Annotated in this window: 14 protein-coding genes; 6 read left to right on the plus strand and 8 right to left on the minus strand. The window is 72.9% G+C overall.

The genetic code is table 11. The features are described 5' to 3' along the window. Positions 1-64: 64 nt before the first annotated feature. Positions 65-1540: a nucleotide-binding protein gene (locus KZQ38_RS01720; protein ID WP_219437685.1), complete on the plus strand. Its 1476-nt coding sequence runs from the start codon at positions 65-67 to the stop codon at positions 1538-1540. Between the two features lie 42 nt (positions 1541-1582). Here the strand turns inward: KZQ38_RS01720 and KZQ38_RS01725 are convergent, their stop codons facing one another. Together KZQ38_RS01725 and KZQ38_RS01730 are read right to left on the minus strand one after the other, a co-directional pair. Then, on the minus strand, positions 1583-1759 hold the full coding sequence (locus KZQ38_RS01725) for a hypothetical protein (RefSeq protein WP_219437687.1): 177 nt from the start codon (positions 1757-1759) through the stop codon (positions 1583-1585). A gap of 54 nt (positions 1760-1813) precedes the next feature. Further along, a complete protein-coding gene (locus KZQ38_RS01730) occupies positions 1814-2071 on the minus strand; it encodes a BldC family transcriptional regulator (protein ID WP_257900567.1) in 258 nt (85 codons plus the stop codon). 110 nt (positions 2072-2181) lie between these two features. Between KZQ38_RS01730 and KZQ38_RS01735 the strand changes: the two genes are divergently transcribed. Both KZQ38_RS01735 and KZQ38_RS01740 read left to right on the plus strand, forming a co-directional pair. Beyond that, on the plus strand, positions 2182-2649 hold the full coding sequence (locus KZQ38_RS01735) for an Lrp/AsnC family transcriptional regulator (protein ID WP_219437689.1): 468 nt from the start codon (positions 2182-2184) through the stop codon (positions 2647-2649). Between the two features lie 11 nt (positions 2650-2660). Next, on the plus strand, positions 2661-2918 hold the full coding sequence (locus KZQ38_RS01740) for a DUF4229 domain-containing protein (protein WP_308258195.1): 258 nt from the start codon (positions 2661-2663) through the stop codon (positions 2916-2918). 59 nt (positions 2919-2977) lie between these two features. Here the strand turns inward: KZQ38_RS01740 and KZQ38_RS01745 are convergent, their stop codons facing one another. Further along, positions 2978-3982: an ADP-ribosylglycohydrolase family protein gene (locus KZQ38_RS01745; RefSeq protein WP_219437692.1), complete on the minus strand. Its 1005-nt coding sequence runs from the start codon at positions 3980-3982 to the stop codon at positions 2978-2980. A 22-nt stretch (positions 3983-4004) separates the two neighbouring features. Here KZQ38_RS01745 and cds1 point away from each other — a divergent pair, with 22 nt between their 5' ends. Beyond that, complete coding sequence (gene cds1, locus KZQ38_RS01750; RefSeq protein ID WP_219437694.1) at positions 4005-5096, plus strand: L-cysteine desulfhydrase Cds1; 1092 nt, start codon at positions 4005-4007, stop codon at positions 5094-5096. 76 nt (positions 5097-5172) lie between these two features. Further along, on the plus strand, positions 5173-5571 hold the full coding sequence (locus KZQ38_RS01755; RefSeq protein WP_219437696.1) for a hypothetical protein: 399 nt from the start codon (positions 5173-5175) through the stop codon (positions 5569-5571). A 151-nt stretch (positions 5572-5722) separates the two neighbouring features. Here the strand turns inward: KZQ38_RS01755 and KZQ38_RS01760 are convergent, their stop codons facing one another. The 5 genes from KZQ38_RS01760 to KZQ38_RS01780 form a co-directional block, all read right to left on the minus strand. After that, the gene (locus KZQ38_RS01760; protein ID WP_219437698.1) at positions 5723-6250 is read right to left on the minus strand and encodes a GNAT family N-acetyltransferase; all 528 of its coding nucleotides are present in this window, start codon (positions 6248-6250) and stop codon (positions 5723-5725) included. Between the two features lie 89 nt (positions 6251-6339). Then, a complete protein-coding gene (locus KZQ38_RS01765; protein ID WP_219437700.1) occupies positions 6340-7212 on the minus strand; it encodes a 1,4-dihydroxy-2-naphthoate polyprenyltransferase in 873 nt (290 codons plus the stop codon). Between the two features lie 49 nt (positions 7213-7261). Continuing rightward, positions 7262-8521 (minus strand): DUF8814 domain-containing protein, encoded by a 1260-nt coding sequence (locus KZQ38_RS01770; RefSeq protein WP_219437702.1) that lies wholly within the window; start codon positions 8519-8521, stop codon positions 7262-7264. Positions 8522-8648: 127 nt separating this feature from the next. Beyond that, on the minus strand, positions 8649-9923 hold the full coding sequence (menE, locus tag KZQ38_RS01775) for an o-succinylbenzoate--CoA ligase (RefSeq protein WP_257900568.1): 1275 nt from the start codon (positions 9921-9923) through the stop codon (positions 8649-8651). An 870-nt stretch (positions 9924-10793) separates the two neighbouring features. Then, a complete protein-coding gene (locus KZQ38_RS01780; protein WP_219437704.1) occupies positions 10794-11705 on the minus strand; it encodes a 1,4-dihydroxy-2-naphthoyl-CoA synthase in 912 nt (303 codons plus the stop codon). Between the two features lie 162 nt (positions 11706-11867). Between KZQ38_RS01780 and menD the strand changes: the two genes are divergently transcribed. Further along, a complete protein-coding gene (gene menD, locus KZQ38_RS01785) occupies positions 11868-13487 on the plus strand; it encodes a 2-succinyl-5-enolpyruvyl-6-hydroxy-3-cyclohexene-1-carboxylic-acid synthase (protein WP_219437705.1) in 1620 nt (539 codons plus the stop codon). Positions 13488-13531: the final 44 nt, after the last annotated feature.

A 13531-nucleotide genomic window follows, 5' to 3' on the forward strand; every position in this document is an offset into this window, starting at 1 on the left:
ACTACCGTCGCAATCGGTGAGGTCGGGGTGTGCTCGATCCGCATTGCCAGGGAGGACCCCAGCGGTGACCGGTCGCTACGAGAATCCTGAGGCGTCGTGGCAGCCGCCGTCCGGCGCGGAGGGACAGCCCAACCCGAACCAGTCCGGCGGTCACCCGGTGGAACCGGGCACGGGCTCCCACTACGTGGAGCCCGCCACGGTGTACCTGGACCCGACCGCGTCCGGCCCGCCCAGCGGTGGCTTCCCCGCGCAGGGCGCCGCGGGTCCGCAGCAGTCCGGTCCGCACCACGTGGCGGGCCAGTCCGGTCCGCACCAGGTGGCCGGCCAGTCGGGCGCCTACCAGGTCGGCGGCCAGTCCGGCGCGTACCAGGTGGGTGGGCACTCCGGCGCGTACCAGGTGCCCGGTCAGTCCGGGCCGTACCAGGTGCCCGGCCAGTCGGGTCCCTACCCCGCGCCCGGCCAGTCGGGTCCCTACCCGGCGCCCGGCCAGTCCGGGCCGTACCAGGTCGCGGGTCAGAGCGGTCCGCACCAGTTCGACCCGAACGGGCAGTACGCGGCGCCGTTCCCCAACAACTTCCCGCAGAGCGTCCACCCGCCGCAGCAGCCGCCGCCGGCGACCGCGCACGACGTGTCGTCGCACCAGCTCATCAAGCGGGCCAAGCGGCCCCCGCAGTCCGGCTGGCGCAAGACGCTGCACGCGCTCACCGGTGGCCTGGTCAACCTGGGCGAGAGCCCGGCCGACGTGCGGCGGCGTGAGCTGATCGGCCGGATCAACCAGCCGCTGCGCGGCTGCTACAAGATCGCGATGCTGAGCCTCAAGGGCGGCGTCGGCAAGACCACGACCACCACCACGCTCGGCTCCACGTTCTCGTCGCTGCGTGGTGACCGCGTGATCGCCGTGGACGCCAACCCGGACCGCGGCACGCTCGCGTTGAAGGTGCCCCGCGAGACCACCGCGACCGTGCGGCACCTGCTGCGGGACGCCTCGCGGATCACCAAGTACAGCGACGTGCGCGCCTACACGTCCCAGTCGCCGAGCCGGCTGGAGATCCTGGCGTCCGAGCAGGACCCGGCGGTGTCCGAGGCGTTCAGCGACCAGGACTACCTGCGCACCGTGTCGTTGCTGGAGCTGTTCTACAACATCGTGCTGACCGACTGCGGCACCGGCCTGATGCACTCGGCGATGAAGGGCGTGCTCGACCAGGCCGACTCGCTGGTGCTGGTGTCGTCGGGTTCGGTGGACGGCGCGCAGACGTCCGCGGCCACCCTGGACTGGCTGGAGGCCCACGGGTACCGCGACCTGGTGGCGAAGTCCGTCGCGGTGATCAACTCGGTGCGGCCGGGCTCGGGCAAGGTGGACCTGGACAAGCTCGCCGCCCACTTCGCGCAGCGCTGCCGCGCGGTCGTGCGCATCCCGTTCGACGCGCACCTGGAGGAGGGCGCGGAGATCGAGCTGGACAAGCTGGGCCCGGAGACGCGCCTGGCGTTGCTGGAGCTGGCGGCGACCGTGGCCGACGACTTCCCCAACAAGGTCAGCTGACCGCGGGGGGCCTCGTCCCGGAGGCCCCGCCGCGAGTGCCCGTCACTCCTCGTCCGGGCGCTTCTTGCTCTGCTCGCCCAGCTTGCGGAGGAACTCGGGGTCGTCGTCCGGCGCCACGACCCGGCGGCTGGGCGTGATGTCGACCCGGTCCGGCCCGAACGCCCGCCACAGCAGCACGGCGATGGTGAGCGCACCGATCAGAGCGAGCACGTACAGCATGGTCGCCACCTCCTCTTTGCCACGAGATTACTCGGGTCCCCGAGGTGGTCCGCGTCAGTGCCGAACCGGTTCGGTCGCCTCGGTCGTCAACTGGGAGAGCAGCTCCTGGACCTCGGACTCCCGGAACCGCCGGTGGCCGCCCGGGGTCCGGATCGAGCCGATGCGACCCGCGGTGGCCCAGCGGGTCACCGTTTTCGGGTCCACCCGGAAGAGGTTCGCCACCTCGCCCGGCGTGAGCAGTCGTTCCCCCTGGTGTCCCTGCGTCACGGTCACGGTTTCCTCCCCGATGCCGAACAGACGTACCGGACGCATGGTGGCATCCCGACCATCGGGTACTCGAACGCTTGGGTGATGGTAAAGAGGTAGTAAGGGACGAAGTGGGCGGTTCGGACATCGACCGGACTGCCCCTAGGGTATGCCCGGTGGACGCACTCGATCGCCAGATCATCGCCGCCCTGCGGGCGAACGGTCGGGCCACCTACGCCGATCTGGGGCGCAAGGTCGGCCTGTCCGCCTCGGCCGTGCACGAGCGGGTCGGCAAGCTGGAGGCCACCGGGGTCATCGTCGGCTACCACGCCGTGGTCGACCCGAGCGCCGTCGGCCTCGGCGTGACGGCCCTGGTCAGCATCCACCCCACGGACACCGCCGACGACGACGAGCTGGCGGTCGCGCTCGGCGAGCTGGTGGAGGTCGAGTCGTGCTACCGGGTGGCGGGTGACGAGTCGTTCATCGTCAAGGTGCGGGTCGCGACCGTGGACGAGCTGGAGCGCGCCCTCGGCCGCCTGCGCCGCATCCCCGGTGTCGCGCGCACCCGCACGACGGTCGTCCTGTCCACGCGTTTCGAGGGCCGGCCGAACACCGAGGCGGGCGCCGTGGAGAGCGGCGCGTAACCTGGGTAACCGTGCACCTCACCCGTGATGTGACGCTCTACGTCGGCGCACGGCTGGCCATGGTCGCCGCGGTCACCGCGGTGCTGGTCCTGCTCAACGTGCCGCTGCTGGTCGCCCTCGCCGTGGGCGTGGTCGTCGCGCTGCCCATCTCGCTGTTCGTGTTCAAGGGCCTGCGGATGCGGGTCGCCCGGGGCCTGGAGGAGAAGCAGGCCGAGCGGCGCACGGAACGCGAGAAGCTCCGCGCCCAGCTCCGCGGCGAGCCCGGCTGACCGCGGCCGGACCGCGCCCACCCCGGCCCGCGCCCGACGCCCGTCGCGCACCGGTCGGCTCACCGGCCGAACAGGTCGCCGGCCTCGTCGGCGAGCCGCTCGATGACGTCCGCCAGCTCCAGCGACTCCAGCCAGTGCTCCGGCACGGGCCCGAGGCCGTCCCGCGCGCCCAGCAGGTTGCCGCACAACGCGCCCGTCGAGTCGCTGTCCCCCGAGTGGTTCACCGCCAGCAGCAGCCCGTCCGCCAGGTGCTCCGCCGCCAGCGCCGTGAGCACCGCGATCGCCAACGCCTCCTCGCCCACCCAGCCGCCGCCCAACGCGGTCTCGATCAGCTCCGGCGTCGGCCGCACACCCCGCGCGCCCAGCTCGACCGCCAGGTCCAGCAACGCGAGCTGCTCCTCGTGCCCGTCCCACCGCGCCAACTCGTCCCGCGCCACCCCGATCGCCGCCGGCAGGTCCGCGCCCGCCCACAGCCGGTTCACCAGCACCGCCAGCACACCCGCCGACAGGTAACCGCTCGGGTGGCCGTGGGTCAGCGCCCCGGTGGCGGCGGCCAGTGCGAACACCTCCCGCACGTCGTCGGACCACAACGCCACCGGCGCGGCCCGCATCACCGCGCCGCAGCCCTTGGAGTCGTTGATCGGCGAGTCGACCGTGCCCAGCACGCCCGAGCGCAACGCCGTCAGGCACGTGGTGCCCGGCGCGCGTGCCTGGTGCAGCTCGGGGACGTCCAGCAGCCAGCCGTCGGACGCCACCGCCGGCCCGCCCTGCGTGCGCAGCCACCGGCCGTAGGCCACGCGCACCTCGTGCACCGGGTCACTGCCCCGCCGCCGCGCCAGGACCAGGCCCTCCAGCGTGAACAAGGTCATCTGCGTGTCGTCGGTGATCGCGCCGACCCGGCCGTACGCGGGCGCGTAGTCGGTCAGGCCGGACGGCCCGAACCGGCCCCGGATGCGGTCGACGCGGTCGAACTCGATCGCGCCGCCCAAGGCGTCCCCGACGGCTCCCGCGAGCAGGCAGCCCCGCAGGGCGTCCCGCGCTGATGTGCTCGGACGTGTGGTCACGCCGCAGAGTTAACCTCCCGGCATGACCATTTCGGTAGACCGATGTAGCGCCCGCACCAGGGAATGGGTGTGCGAGGCCGTCTCCATCATCGAGGCGGATGCCAACCGCAGCGCCGACACGCACCTCCTGCGGTTCCCCCTCCCGCTGGAGTGGGGCATCGACCTGTACCTCAAGGACGAGTCGACGCACCCGACCGGCTCCCTCAAGCACCGCCTGGCGCGGTCGTTGTTCCTGTACGCCATCTGCAACGGCTGGGTGGTCGGCGGCACGCCCGTGATCGAGGCGTCGTCCGGTTCGACGGCCGTGTCCGAGGCGTACTTCGCCCGGCTGCTCGGGTTGCCGTTCATCGCCGTGATGCCGCGGTCCACCAGCCCGGAGAAGGTGGCGTTGATCGAGCGCCAGGGCGGCCGGTGCCACTTCGTGGACGAGCCGAGCGCCATCTACGACGAGTCGCGCCGGCTCGCCGCGGAACTCGGCGGGCACTTCATGGACCAGTTCACCCACGCCGAGCGCGCCACCGACTGGCGTGGCAACAACAACATCGCCGAGTCGGTGTTCCAGCAGATGGCGCTGGAGGCCGCGCCGGAACCCGAGTGGATCGTGGTCGGCGCGGGCACCGGCGGCACGAGCGCCACCATCGGCCGCTACATCCACTACCGGAAGCTGCGCACCCGGCTCGCCGTGGTCGACCCGGAGCACTCGGTGTTCTTCGACGCGTGGCGTGACAACGACCCGACCCTGGTCGGCACGCGTGGTTCCCTCATCGAGGGCATCGGCCGGCCGCGCGTCGAACCGTCGTTCGTCGGGCAGGTCATCGACCGCATGGTGAAGGTGCCCGACGCGGCGTCCATCGCGACCGTCCGGCACGTCGAGCACGTCATCGGTCGACGCGTCGGGGGCTCGACGGGCACCAACCTGTGGGGCGCGTTCCAGCTCATCGCCGAGATGCGGGCGTCCCGGGCGCGCGGCAGCGTCGTGACCCTGCTGTGCGACGGCGGCGAGCGCTACGCGAACACGTACTACGACGACGACTGGGTCGCGGCCCAGGGCATGGACCTCACCCCGCACCTGGAAACCCTCACCCGCTTCCGCGCCGCGGGCACCTGGACGTGAACAAATCCGCTACGACGGGAACGCCGGCGGCCCGGCGTGCGTCGCAGCGTGGATCGGCCAGTCGGAAGGGGTTGCCGTGAGCACGTGGCGAACCGCGGAGGTGCTGACCGCGGAGGACGTCCTGGCCAAATCCGTGGCCGCCGCCGACCGGGCCATGCGGGAAGCGGCGAAGCTGCGCCACCCGGCCCGCGAGCCCTCGGCCGAGGACGTGCGGCGGGTGATGCGGTTCGCGAAGTCGAGCGAGGCGTCACCGGAGTTGCAGGCCCTCCAACGCCGCATCGCCGCCGGCTACCTGAGCTGGCGGCAGGTGCTGCTCGGCGAGGCGGCCGACGACCGCGGCGTGCGCGCGGCGTTCGACAAGGACCGCGACCGCCTGGCGGCCCTGTGCCGAGGCGAAGAACCCCGCGTCGAGCGGCCCAAGCCGAAGCGCCACGACGACGAGGAGCCGATGAGCTTCACCGAGGACGCCTGGTAACCCGCTTCCGCGCCACCTGCTCCGCGGCTCCCTCCCGACCCCACTTCGGTGTCTCCGGGTGGCACTCCGGCGGCTCCGCGGTCCGCTTCCGCCGCACCCGTGTGGTGCTCCGCGGTTCAGCGCGGCTCGGTGTCGGTGCCGAGCGCGCGGGTCAGCCCGTCCTCAGCTCCAGCCACATGATGCGGAGGCCGACCTCGCCCCTGGTGGGGTGGCGGAACGCTCCGGGCGCGACGCCGAGGGTGACGAACCCCAGGCTCTCGTAGAGGTGAATCGCGCTCGTGTTGGTCTCCACGACCGCGTTGAACTGGATCGCCGCGAACGCGTTCCGCCGCGCCCACGCGATCATGTCCGTGACGAGGGCGCGTCCCACACCCGCGTTCCGCGCGTGCCGAGCGACCATCAGGCTGCCGGAAGCGACGTGGCTCCCGGGTCCCGGCCGGTTCGGGTACATGTTCGCGGTCCCGAGCACCCGGTCGCCGTCGACGGCGACGACCGCCCTGGCCGGAGCCGGCAGGAACCAGATCCGCCTGGCTTCCTGCTCGGTCATGGCGGGGTCGTAGGCGAAGGTCTGCTGCTCGGTGACGACGTCGCGGATGACGGGCCAGACCTGCGACCAGTCGTCCTCACGAGCCTCGCGGATCGTGAAGGCCGACGTCGCGGGTGGTGTTGTGCCGACCATGCGGTCCCCCCGCTGACATGAACCGGTGACGAAGTCGACCCTGCTGGCCACCGGCCCGCGCCCGCAACCCGATTACGCCCGCACGGCCGTCAGGCGAGGACCAGGGTCACCGTCGTGACGACCGACCACAGCAGCATCGCCAGCCCGGTGTGCTGGAGCACGGGGATCAGGTCGCGGCCCTTGTCGCCCTTGGCCACGCGGCGCGCGCCGAGCACCACCAGCGGCAGCGCCACGAAGGCCAGCAACGCGAACGGCACCCGCAGCCCGATCGCGAGCGTGATCACGAACGGGATCGTCACCAGCGCCAGGTAGAGGCGGCGGGAGTCCTTGTCGCCCAGGGTGGTCGCCAGGGTGCGCTTGCCCGCCTGCACGTCGGTCGGGATGTCCCGCAGGCTGTTCGCGATCATCACGCCGGTGGAGAACGCCCCCATCGCGATCGCGCCGCCGATGCCGATCCCGGTGATCTCACCGGCCTGCACGTACAGGGTCCCCAGCACGGCCGCCGGCCCGAAGAACAGGAACACGGCCAACTCGCCGAGCCCCGCGTACCCGTACGGCTTGCGCCCACCGGTGTAGAACCACGCACCCGCCACGCACACCGCGCCGAACGCCACCATCCAGTACCGGCCGCTCAACGCCACCAGCGCCAACCCCGCCGCGGCGGCCACCGCCAACGCCGCGAACGCCGCGAACCGCACCGCCTTCGGCTCCGCCGCGCCCGACCCGACCAGGCGGAACGGGCCGACCCGGTGCGCGTCCGTTCCCCGGATGCCGTCGGAGTAGTCGTTGGCGTAGTTGACCCCGATCTGGAGCGCCACCGACACCAGGAGCGCCAGCGCCGACCAGAGCGCGTTGAACCCGTCGATGTGGTGCGCCGCGCCCGCGCCGATGAGGACGGGCGCGACGGAGTTCGGCAGGGTGCGGGGTCGGGTCCCCGAGATCCACTGGGCGACTGTGGCCATGCCGCTCATCCTCCGACATGGACCTCGGGGTCACCCGACCGGGTTTCCGCTAACAGGCGGTGGCGCCGGACACGCCCGTCACGTACGCCTTCGCCACGTACTTGCCGGCCGCGATCCGGTACCAAACGCTCGACGTGCCCTGCGAGCCGGTCACCGATTCACCCGTCACCTGGCACTCCACCCTGACCTGCGCGTAGTTCGCGGCGTAACCGACCTGGGTGGCACTCGATCGGGCACCCGCGCGCACGTTCAGTGGATCACCGGCGGTCCGGATGAAGCCCGCCGGACCGGACCCCGTCCACAGGTACGTGACCGTCACCCAGGAGTTGTCGGTGAGCTTGAGGCCGTCCCAGAACGTCCCGTCGGCGAGGTCGATGCCCGCCGGGTTGGCGACCTTGCGACCGAACTGGTCCTTGCCGCCGTGGTAGCCGTCCTGGTACGCGGCCTGCGCCTCCGGCTTGCCCTGGGGCAGGTCCTTCCACATCTCGCGGGTGGCCGACGGGTTCCAGTAGTCGTCCTTGGTGTTCCACGGGCCGACGTCCCACACCGGGGCCCACTCGCAACGGCCGTTCGAGGCGCACACCTGGACGCTGTACGTGCCGGCGTTCTTGGCCGACAACCCGCGCCGCGACGGCAGGGCCACGAAGTGGTCGCGCGAGGTGATCACGTGACCGTTGGCCGTGGTGCCGCCGACCAGGCCCTCCCGCGTCGCGTACACGCGGTAGGAACGCCCGGCCGCCTGGGCCGTGAGGCCGCCGGTGGTGGTCGGGGTGAGGGCGAGCCGCCGGACCTCCGGGGTGGCGGCGGTGGCGGTGAGCGCCAGCCGGACCTGCACGGTGCGCACCGTCGCGGGCAGCACGGCGGGCGCGTCGGGCCGGGCCTCCACCCACTCGGTCCACTGGTCGTCGCCGAGCGCGCCACGCACGTCGACGGCGACCTCCGCGCCGTTCGGGACGTGGGACGAGACGTCGGCGGCGACCGCGTTGGCGGGCACGTCGAGTTCGCGCGGCGCGAGTTGGAGGAAACCGGTGCGGACCGCGGCGCGTGCGCTGGCCGGGGTCGGGGCGGTGGGCGAGAGCCGCACCACGTGGCCGTCGGTGACGACGCCCGAGTCGTCGGCGTCCACGACCGAGAGGTCGGCGAGCCACGAACCGTCGCCGGTGGCGGACGTGGTCGAGGTGGCTGGTGTGGCGGACGCGGTCGGGGTGGCGGACGCGGTCGGGGTCGGGGTGGCGGACGCGGTCGGGCCGGTGAAAGCGGTGGTCAGGGCGGCGGCCACGGTGAGAGTCGACAGGTAGCGCCTCGGCATCGCTGCACTCCTCGGCCGGACGGGCGGAGCGGAGGCACCGCTACAGGACCACCCGCCACGGACGGGTCGAGCCAAGCGCGACCGGTGGTTGGCTGTCAACCAACAGTGAGCGGTCTTCGGGAAAAGCTCACTCGAACGAGCGGGCAACCTCCCTCCGGTCCACCTTCCCCGGCCCGCGTGACGGCAGTTCCGGCACGAACACCACGTGCTTCGGCACGGCGTACCGCCCGACCGCGACCCGCACCGCCTCGGCCAGTTCCGCCACGTCCGGGGGGAGGGAGGGGTCGACGGGCACCACCGCGGCGGCCACCACCTGTCCCCACTCGGGGTCGGGCAGGCCCACCACACACACCTCGTGCACCCCGACCTGCGCGGCGAGCACCCGTTCCACCTCGACGGGCGCGATGTTCTCCCCACCGCTGATGATCACGTCGTCGGCCCGGCCGAGCACCACCAGCCGCCCGTCCACGAACCGCCCCAGGTCCCCGGTGCGGAACCACTCCCCGAACCGCTCGCCTCCCTGGTAGCCGAGCGCGAGCACCGGGCCCGCGAGTTCGATGCGCCCCTCGGCCAGCCGCACGTGGACCCCGTCGAGCGGCACCCCGTCGTACACGCAGCCACCGGCGGTCTCGCTCATGCCGTAGGTGGTGACCACCCGCACCCCCGCCTCGCGGGCCCGGGTCAGCAGGGCGGGCGGCGCGGCGGCCCCGCCGAGCAGGATCGCGTCGAACTCCCGGGCCGCCGCCAACCCCGGCCCGTCGGCGGCGACCAGGCGCGACAGCTGAGTGGGCACCAGTGCCGTGTAGTGCCGGCCGGGTCGGCGCAGCAGCGTCCGCGCGGCTGCCGCGAACCCCGTGGCCCGGAACCCGGAGGACAGGTCCACGGCCACCGGCTCCCGACCCGCCACCGCCGAGCGGACAAGGACCTGGATGCCCGCGATGTGCGTGGTGGGCAGGGCCAGCAACCAGCTGCCGGCCCCACCGAGCCGTTCGTGCGTGGCGACCGCCGAGGCGGCGAGCGCGGCGGCGGACAGCAGCACCACCTTGGGCTCGCCGGTGGACCCGGAGGTGCCCACGGCCAGGGCCGCGTCGGTCTCCCAGTCCCGAAGCGCACCCAACTCCCGCCCGCCCGGCAGGGACGCGACCACCACCGCGGGTGAGGACCGACGGGCCGTGTTGAGGGGTGTGTTGGCGAGTGCGCTGGTGCCGGGGGTGTCCTGGGGCGCTGTGCCGCCAGGCGGGTCGGCAAGTGTGTCGGCGGACGTGTCGGTTGTGGACTGCCCGGCGTCGGCTCGGGGGTCCGCCGGGGCGGTGGGTTGGCCCGTGGGCGCGGCTGCGGCGGCCTCCGGTGGCAGGGCGGGGGCCAGTGCCGCTTGCAGGGATTCGTAGGTGGGTGCGGGCATGGGGGCGGGGGTGCCGGTGGGCGGCTGGGAGGTGCTGGAAGTGGGCATCGGCTCGGCTGGTGGCTGGGCGGCGGTGGCCGGAGGTGGGCGGTGGACAGGGTTGGTGGTCGGTGTTGTGGGGCCCGGTGTGGTGCGGCTCGGTGTGGCGCGGGGGCCGGCAGCGGTCGCTCGGGGCGGAGTGCGGTGCCGGTGGGCGCCTGGTGCGGTGGGTGGTCGGGCCGAGTGTGCCAGGGCGGGTGTGGACGCGGCTGGTGGCTGGAGGTGGGCGGCCGGCGGCCTGGGGGTGGTGGTCGGAAGGCTGCGGCGGGGCTTGGTCTGGGCGTTGGCCGCTCGGGCGTTGGGGCGGGGCTCAGGGCGGTGCCGGTGAGTGGCGGTGCCCGAGGTGGGTGGTCGGTTGAGGAGTGTCGGGTGGAGCGGATGGTCGCTTGGGGCAGGTGCTGAGCGCGGGAGTGGCGTGCGGCGGTGCCCTTGGTGTCCTGCCGTGGTGGAGGGACCGCTGCGGTGGTCGGGGTCGGGGCCGGGGCCGGGGGTGCGGGGCCGGGGTGCGGGGGCGGCCGGTTCGGGACCGGTGGTGTGGGGGCTGGCTGGTGCGGCACCGGTTGGGGTGGGCGTGGGTCGGGCGGAGGTGGTTCTCCTGGAGATGGGCGGGTGGGCTGGGCCGTGAGAACCGGAGGCGGATGGTTGGGGGCTGGCGTGGGCGGCTGGAGAGGTGGGTGGCGTGGGGGGGCTGGAGTGGGCGGCGGGTGGGCTGGTGTGGCGGCTGGAGGTGGGTGGCGTGGGGCCTGGAGGTGGGTGGCGGGTGGGCTGGAGGCGGGTGGCGTGGGGCCTGGAGGTGGGTGGCGGGTGGGCTGGAGGTGGGGTGGGACGGGGTTAGTAGTGGTACGGGTAGGCGGACCAGTCCGGGTCGCGCTTTTCCAGGAAGGCGTCTCGGCCTTCCACGGCTTCGTCGGTCATGTAGGCGAGGCGGGTCGTTTCGCCGGCGAAGAGTTGTTGGCCCACCAGGCCGTCGTCGATGAGGTTGAAGGCGTACTTGAGCATTCGTTGGGCGGTGGGGGATTTTCCGTTGATCTCCTTCGCCCATTCCAGCGCGGTGTTCTCCAGGTCGGCGTGGGGCACCACCGCGTTCACCGCGCCCATCCGGTGCATTTCCTCCGCGCTGTAGGCGCGACCCAGGAAGAAGATCTCGCGGGCGAACTTCTGGCCCACCTGGCGGGCCAGGTACGCCGAGCCGTAGCCGCCGTCGAAGCTGCCGACGTCGGCGTCGGTCTGCTTGAAGCGGGCGTGTTCCGCGCTGGCCAGCGTGAGGTCGCACACCACGTGCAGGCTGTGGCCGCCGCCCGCCGCCCAGCCCGGGACGACCGCGATCACGACCTTCGGCATGAAGCGGATCAGGCGCTGGCACTCCAGGATGTGCAGCCTGCCCGCCCTGGCCGGGTCGACCGTGTCGGCCGTCTCACCCGAGGCGTACTGGTAACCGCTGCGGCCCCGGATGCGCTGGTCGCCGCCCGAGCAGAACGCCCAGCCGCCGTCGCGTGGTGACGGGCCGTTGCCGGTCAGCAGGACGCAGCCGACGTCCGGGCTCATCCGGGCGTGGTCCAGGGCCCGGTACAGCTCGTCCACGGTGTGCGGGCGGAACGCGTTGCGCACCTCGGGGCGGTGGAACGCGATGCGCACCGTCCCCTGGTCCACCGCGCGGTGGTAGGTGATGTCGGTGAAGTCGAAGCCCTCGACCGGCTTCCAGCGGGACGGGTCGAACAGCTCGGATACGCCTTGATCTGCCACGCCACGGACAATATGCCCGCGCTGAAGCTGAGACCGGGCAGGGCCGGCGGTCGGGTGCGGTGAGGAGTCTGTGCTGGGTGGGGGTCATGTGACCATCATCCGAACACCTGTTCGACTCAGCAAGGGGAATCACCGGATCGTGGACTGAGCGACAATGTCCCGGTGAACCCGTCCACCGCGCAGGCCAGGGTGCTCGTCGACGAGCTGCTCCGCAACGACGTCCGGCACGTCGTGCTGAGCCCCGGGTCGCGCAACGCCCCGCTGTCGTTCGCCCTGGCCGAGGCCGCGGCGGCCGGACGGCTCACGCTGCACGTCCGCATCGACGAGCGCACGGCGGGCTTCCTCGCCCTCGGCCTGGCCCGCGGCAGCGGCGAGGTCACGGCCGTGACCTGCACCTCCGGCACGGCCGTCGCCAACCTGCACCCGGCGGTGCTGGAGGCGCGGCACGCCGGCGTCCCGCTGATCGCGCTGACCGCCGACCGCCCGGTGGAGCTGCTGCGCACCGGCGCGAGCCAGACCGTGGACCAGCAACGCGTGTTCGGCATCGACACCCTCCAGTTCCCCATCGCCGAGCGCCGCCCCGGCCAGAACGGCCTGTGGCGGTCGCTGGTGTGCCGTGCCGTCGCGACCGCGCGCGAGCAGGGCCCGGTGCACGTCAACGTGCCGTTCCGGGAACCGCTGGTGCCCGGCGGCGGCGAGTGGCCGGAACCGCTGGACGGCCGCCCGTTCGACATGCCGTGGACCCGCGTCGCCCCGCGCACGACGACCTCGCTGCACCCGGCGGACCACCTCGGCCCCCGCACGCTGGTCGTCGTCGGCGACACCCGCGAAGACCTCGCCGACCTGGCCGAACGCGCCGGCTGGCCGGTGATCGCCGAACCCACCGGGCACGGCCTGCGCCACGGCGCGCTGCTGCTCAACGCGGGCGGGCTGCCACCCGAGCTGAAGCCGGACGCCCTGGTCGTGGTGGGCCGCCCCACGCTCTCCCGCGGCGTGTCGCGCCTGATCGCGACCACCCCCGTGGTGCACGTGCTGACCGACGACCCGGACTGGCCGGACCCGCAGTTCGCCGCCACGCACACCTCCACGGGCCTGGTGCTGGGCGAGCACGAGGTGGACCACGACTGGCTCACCGCCTGGCAGCACGCCGCCAAGGCCGCCGCGGACGTGGTGGACGAGCTGCTGTCCCGCGAGTCCTGGCCCACCGGCCTCCAGGTGGCGCGCGACCTGGTGGCGGCGCTGCCCACGCGCTCGAACCTGTTCCTCGGCTCGTCCAACCCGGTGCGGGACGTGGACCTGGTGGCCGCGCCGCGCCAGGACGTCCGGGTGCACGCCAACCGGGGTGTCGCGGGTATCGACGGCAGCATCTCCACGGCCGCCGGCATCGCGCTCACCACCGGCCCCACGTTCGCGCTCATCGGCGACCTGACGTTCCTGCACGACGCCAACGGCCTGCTGATCGGCCCGGACGAACCACGCCCCGACCTGACCGTGGTGGTGCTCAACGACGACGGCGGCGGGATCTTCGCATTGCTGGAACAAGGCGCGCCGGAACACGCGGACGCCTTTGAACGGGTCTTCGGCACACCGCACGGCGCCGACCTCGCGGCATTGTGCGCCGCGCACCGCGTGCCGCACACCCTGGTCCACGACGCGGACCAGTTGAGACGGGAGTTGACGCCACCCCGCGGAATGCGCGTGCTGGAAATCCGGGCGGAACGCACCGAATTGCGCGATCTGCACGCCCGCCTGAAGGCGGCGGTGTCAACCGCATTCCAATAGCCAGGAACATACGGACGGGGGTACAGCGCTCACCCGCCCGTGGC

The sequence above is a fragment of the Saccharothrix obliqua genome (assembly GCF_019375475.1).
GTDB classification, from domain to species: Bacteria; Actinomycetota; Actinomycetes; order Mycobacteriales; family Pseudonocardiaceae; genus Actinosynnema; species Actinosynnema obliqua.

What these genes read in the sequence shown, in the direction of transcription:
- cds1 (WP_219437694.1), top strand. Translation starts at nt 4,005, where the DNA reads ATGACCATTTCGGTAGACCGATGTAGCGCCCGCACCAGGGAATGGGTG.
- menE (WP_257900568.1), bottom strand. Translation starts at nt 9,923, where the DNA reads ATGCCCGCACCCACCTACGAATCCCTGCAAGCGGCACTGGCCCCCGCC.
- KZQ38_RS01725 (WP_219437687.1), bottom strand. Translation starts at nt 1,759, where the DNA reads ATGCTGTACGTGCTCGCTCTGATCGGTGCGCTCACCATCGCCGTGCTG.
- KZQ38_RS01770 (WP_219437702.1), bottom strand. Translation starts at nt 8,521, where the DNA reads ATGCCGAGGCGCTACCTGTCGACTCTCACCGTGGCCGCCGCCCTGACC.
- KZQ38_RS01765 (WP_219437700.1), bottom strand. Translation starts at nt 7,212, where the DNA reads ATGGCCACAGTCGCCCAGTGGATCTCGGGGACCCGACCCCGCACCCTG.
- KZQ38_RS01730 (WP_257900567.1), bottom strand. Translation starts at nt 2,071, where the DNA reads ATGCGTCCGGTACGTCTGTTCGGCATCGGGGAGGAAACCGTGACCGTG.
- KZQ38_RS01760 (WP_219437698.1), bottom strand. Translation starts at nt 6,250, where the DNA reads ATGGTCGGCACAACACCACCCGCGACGTCGGCCTTCACGATCCGCGAG.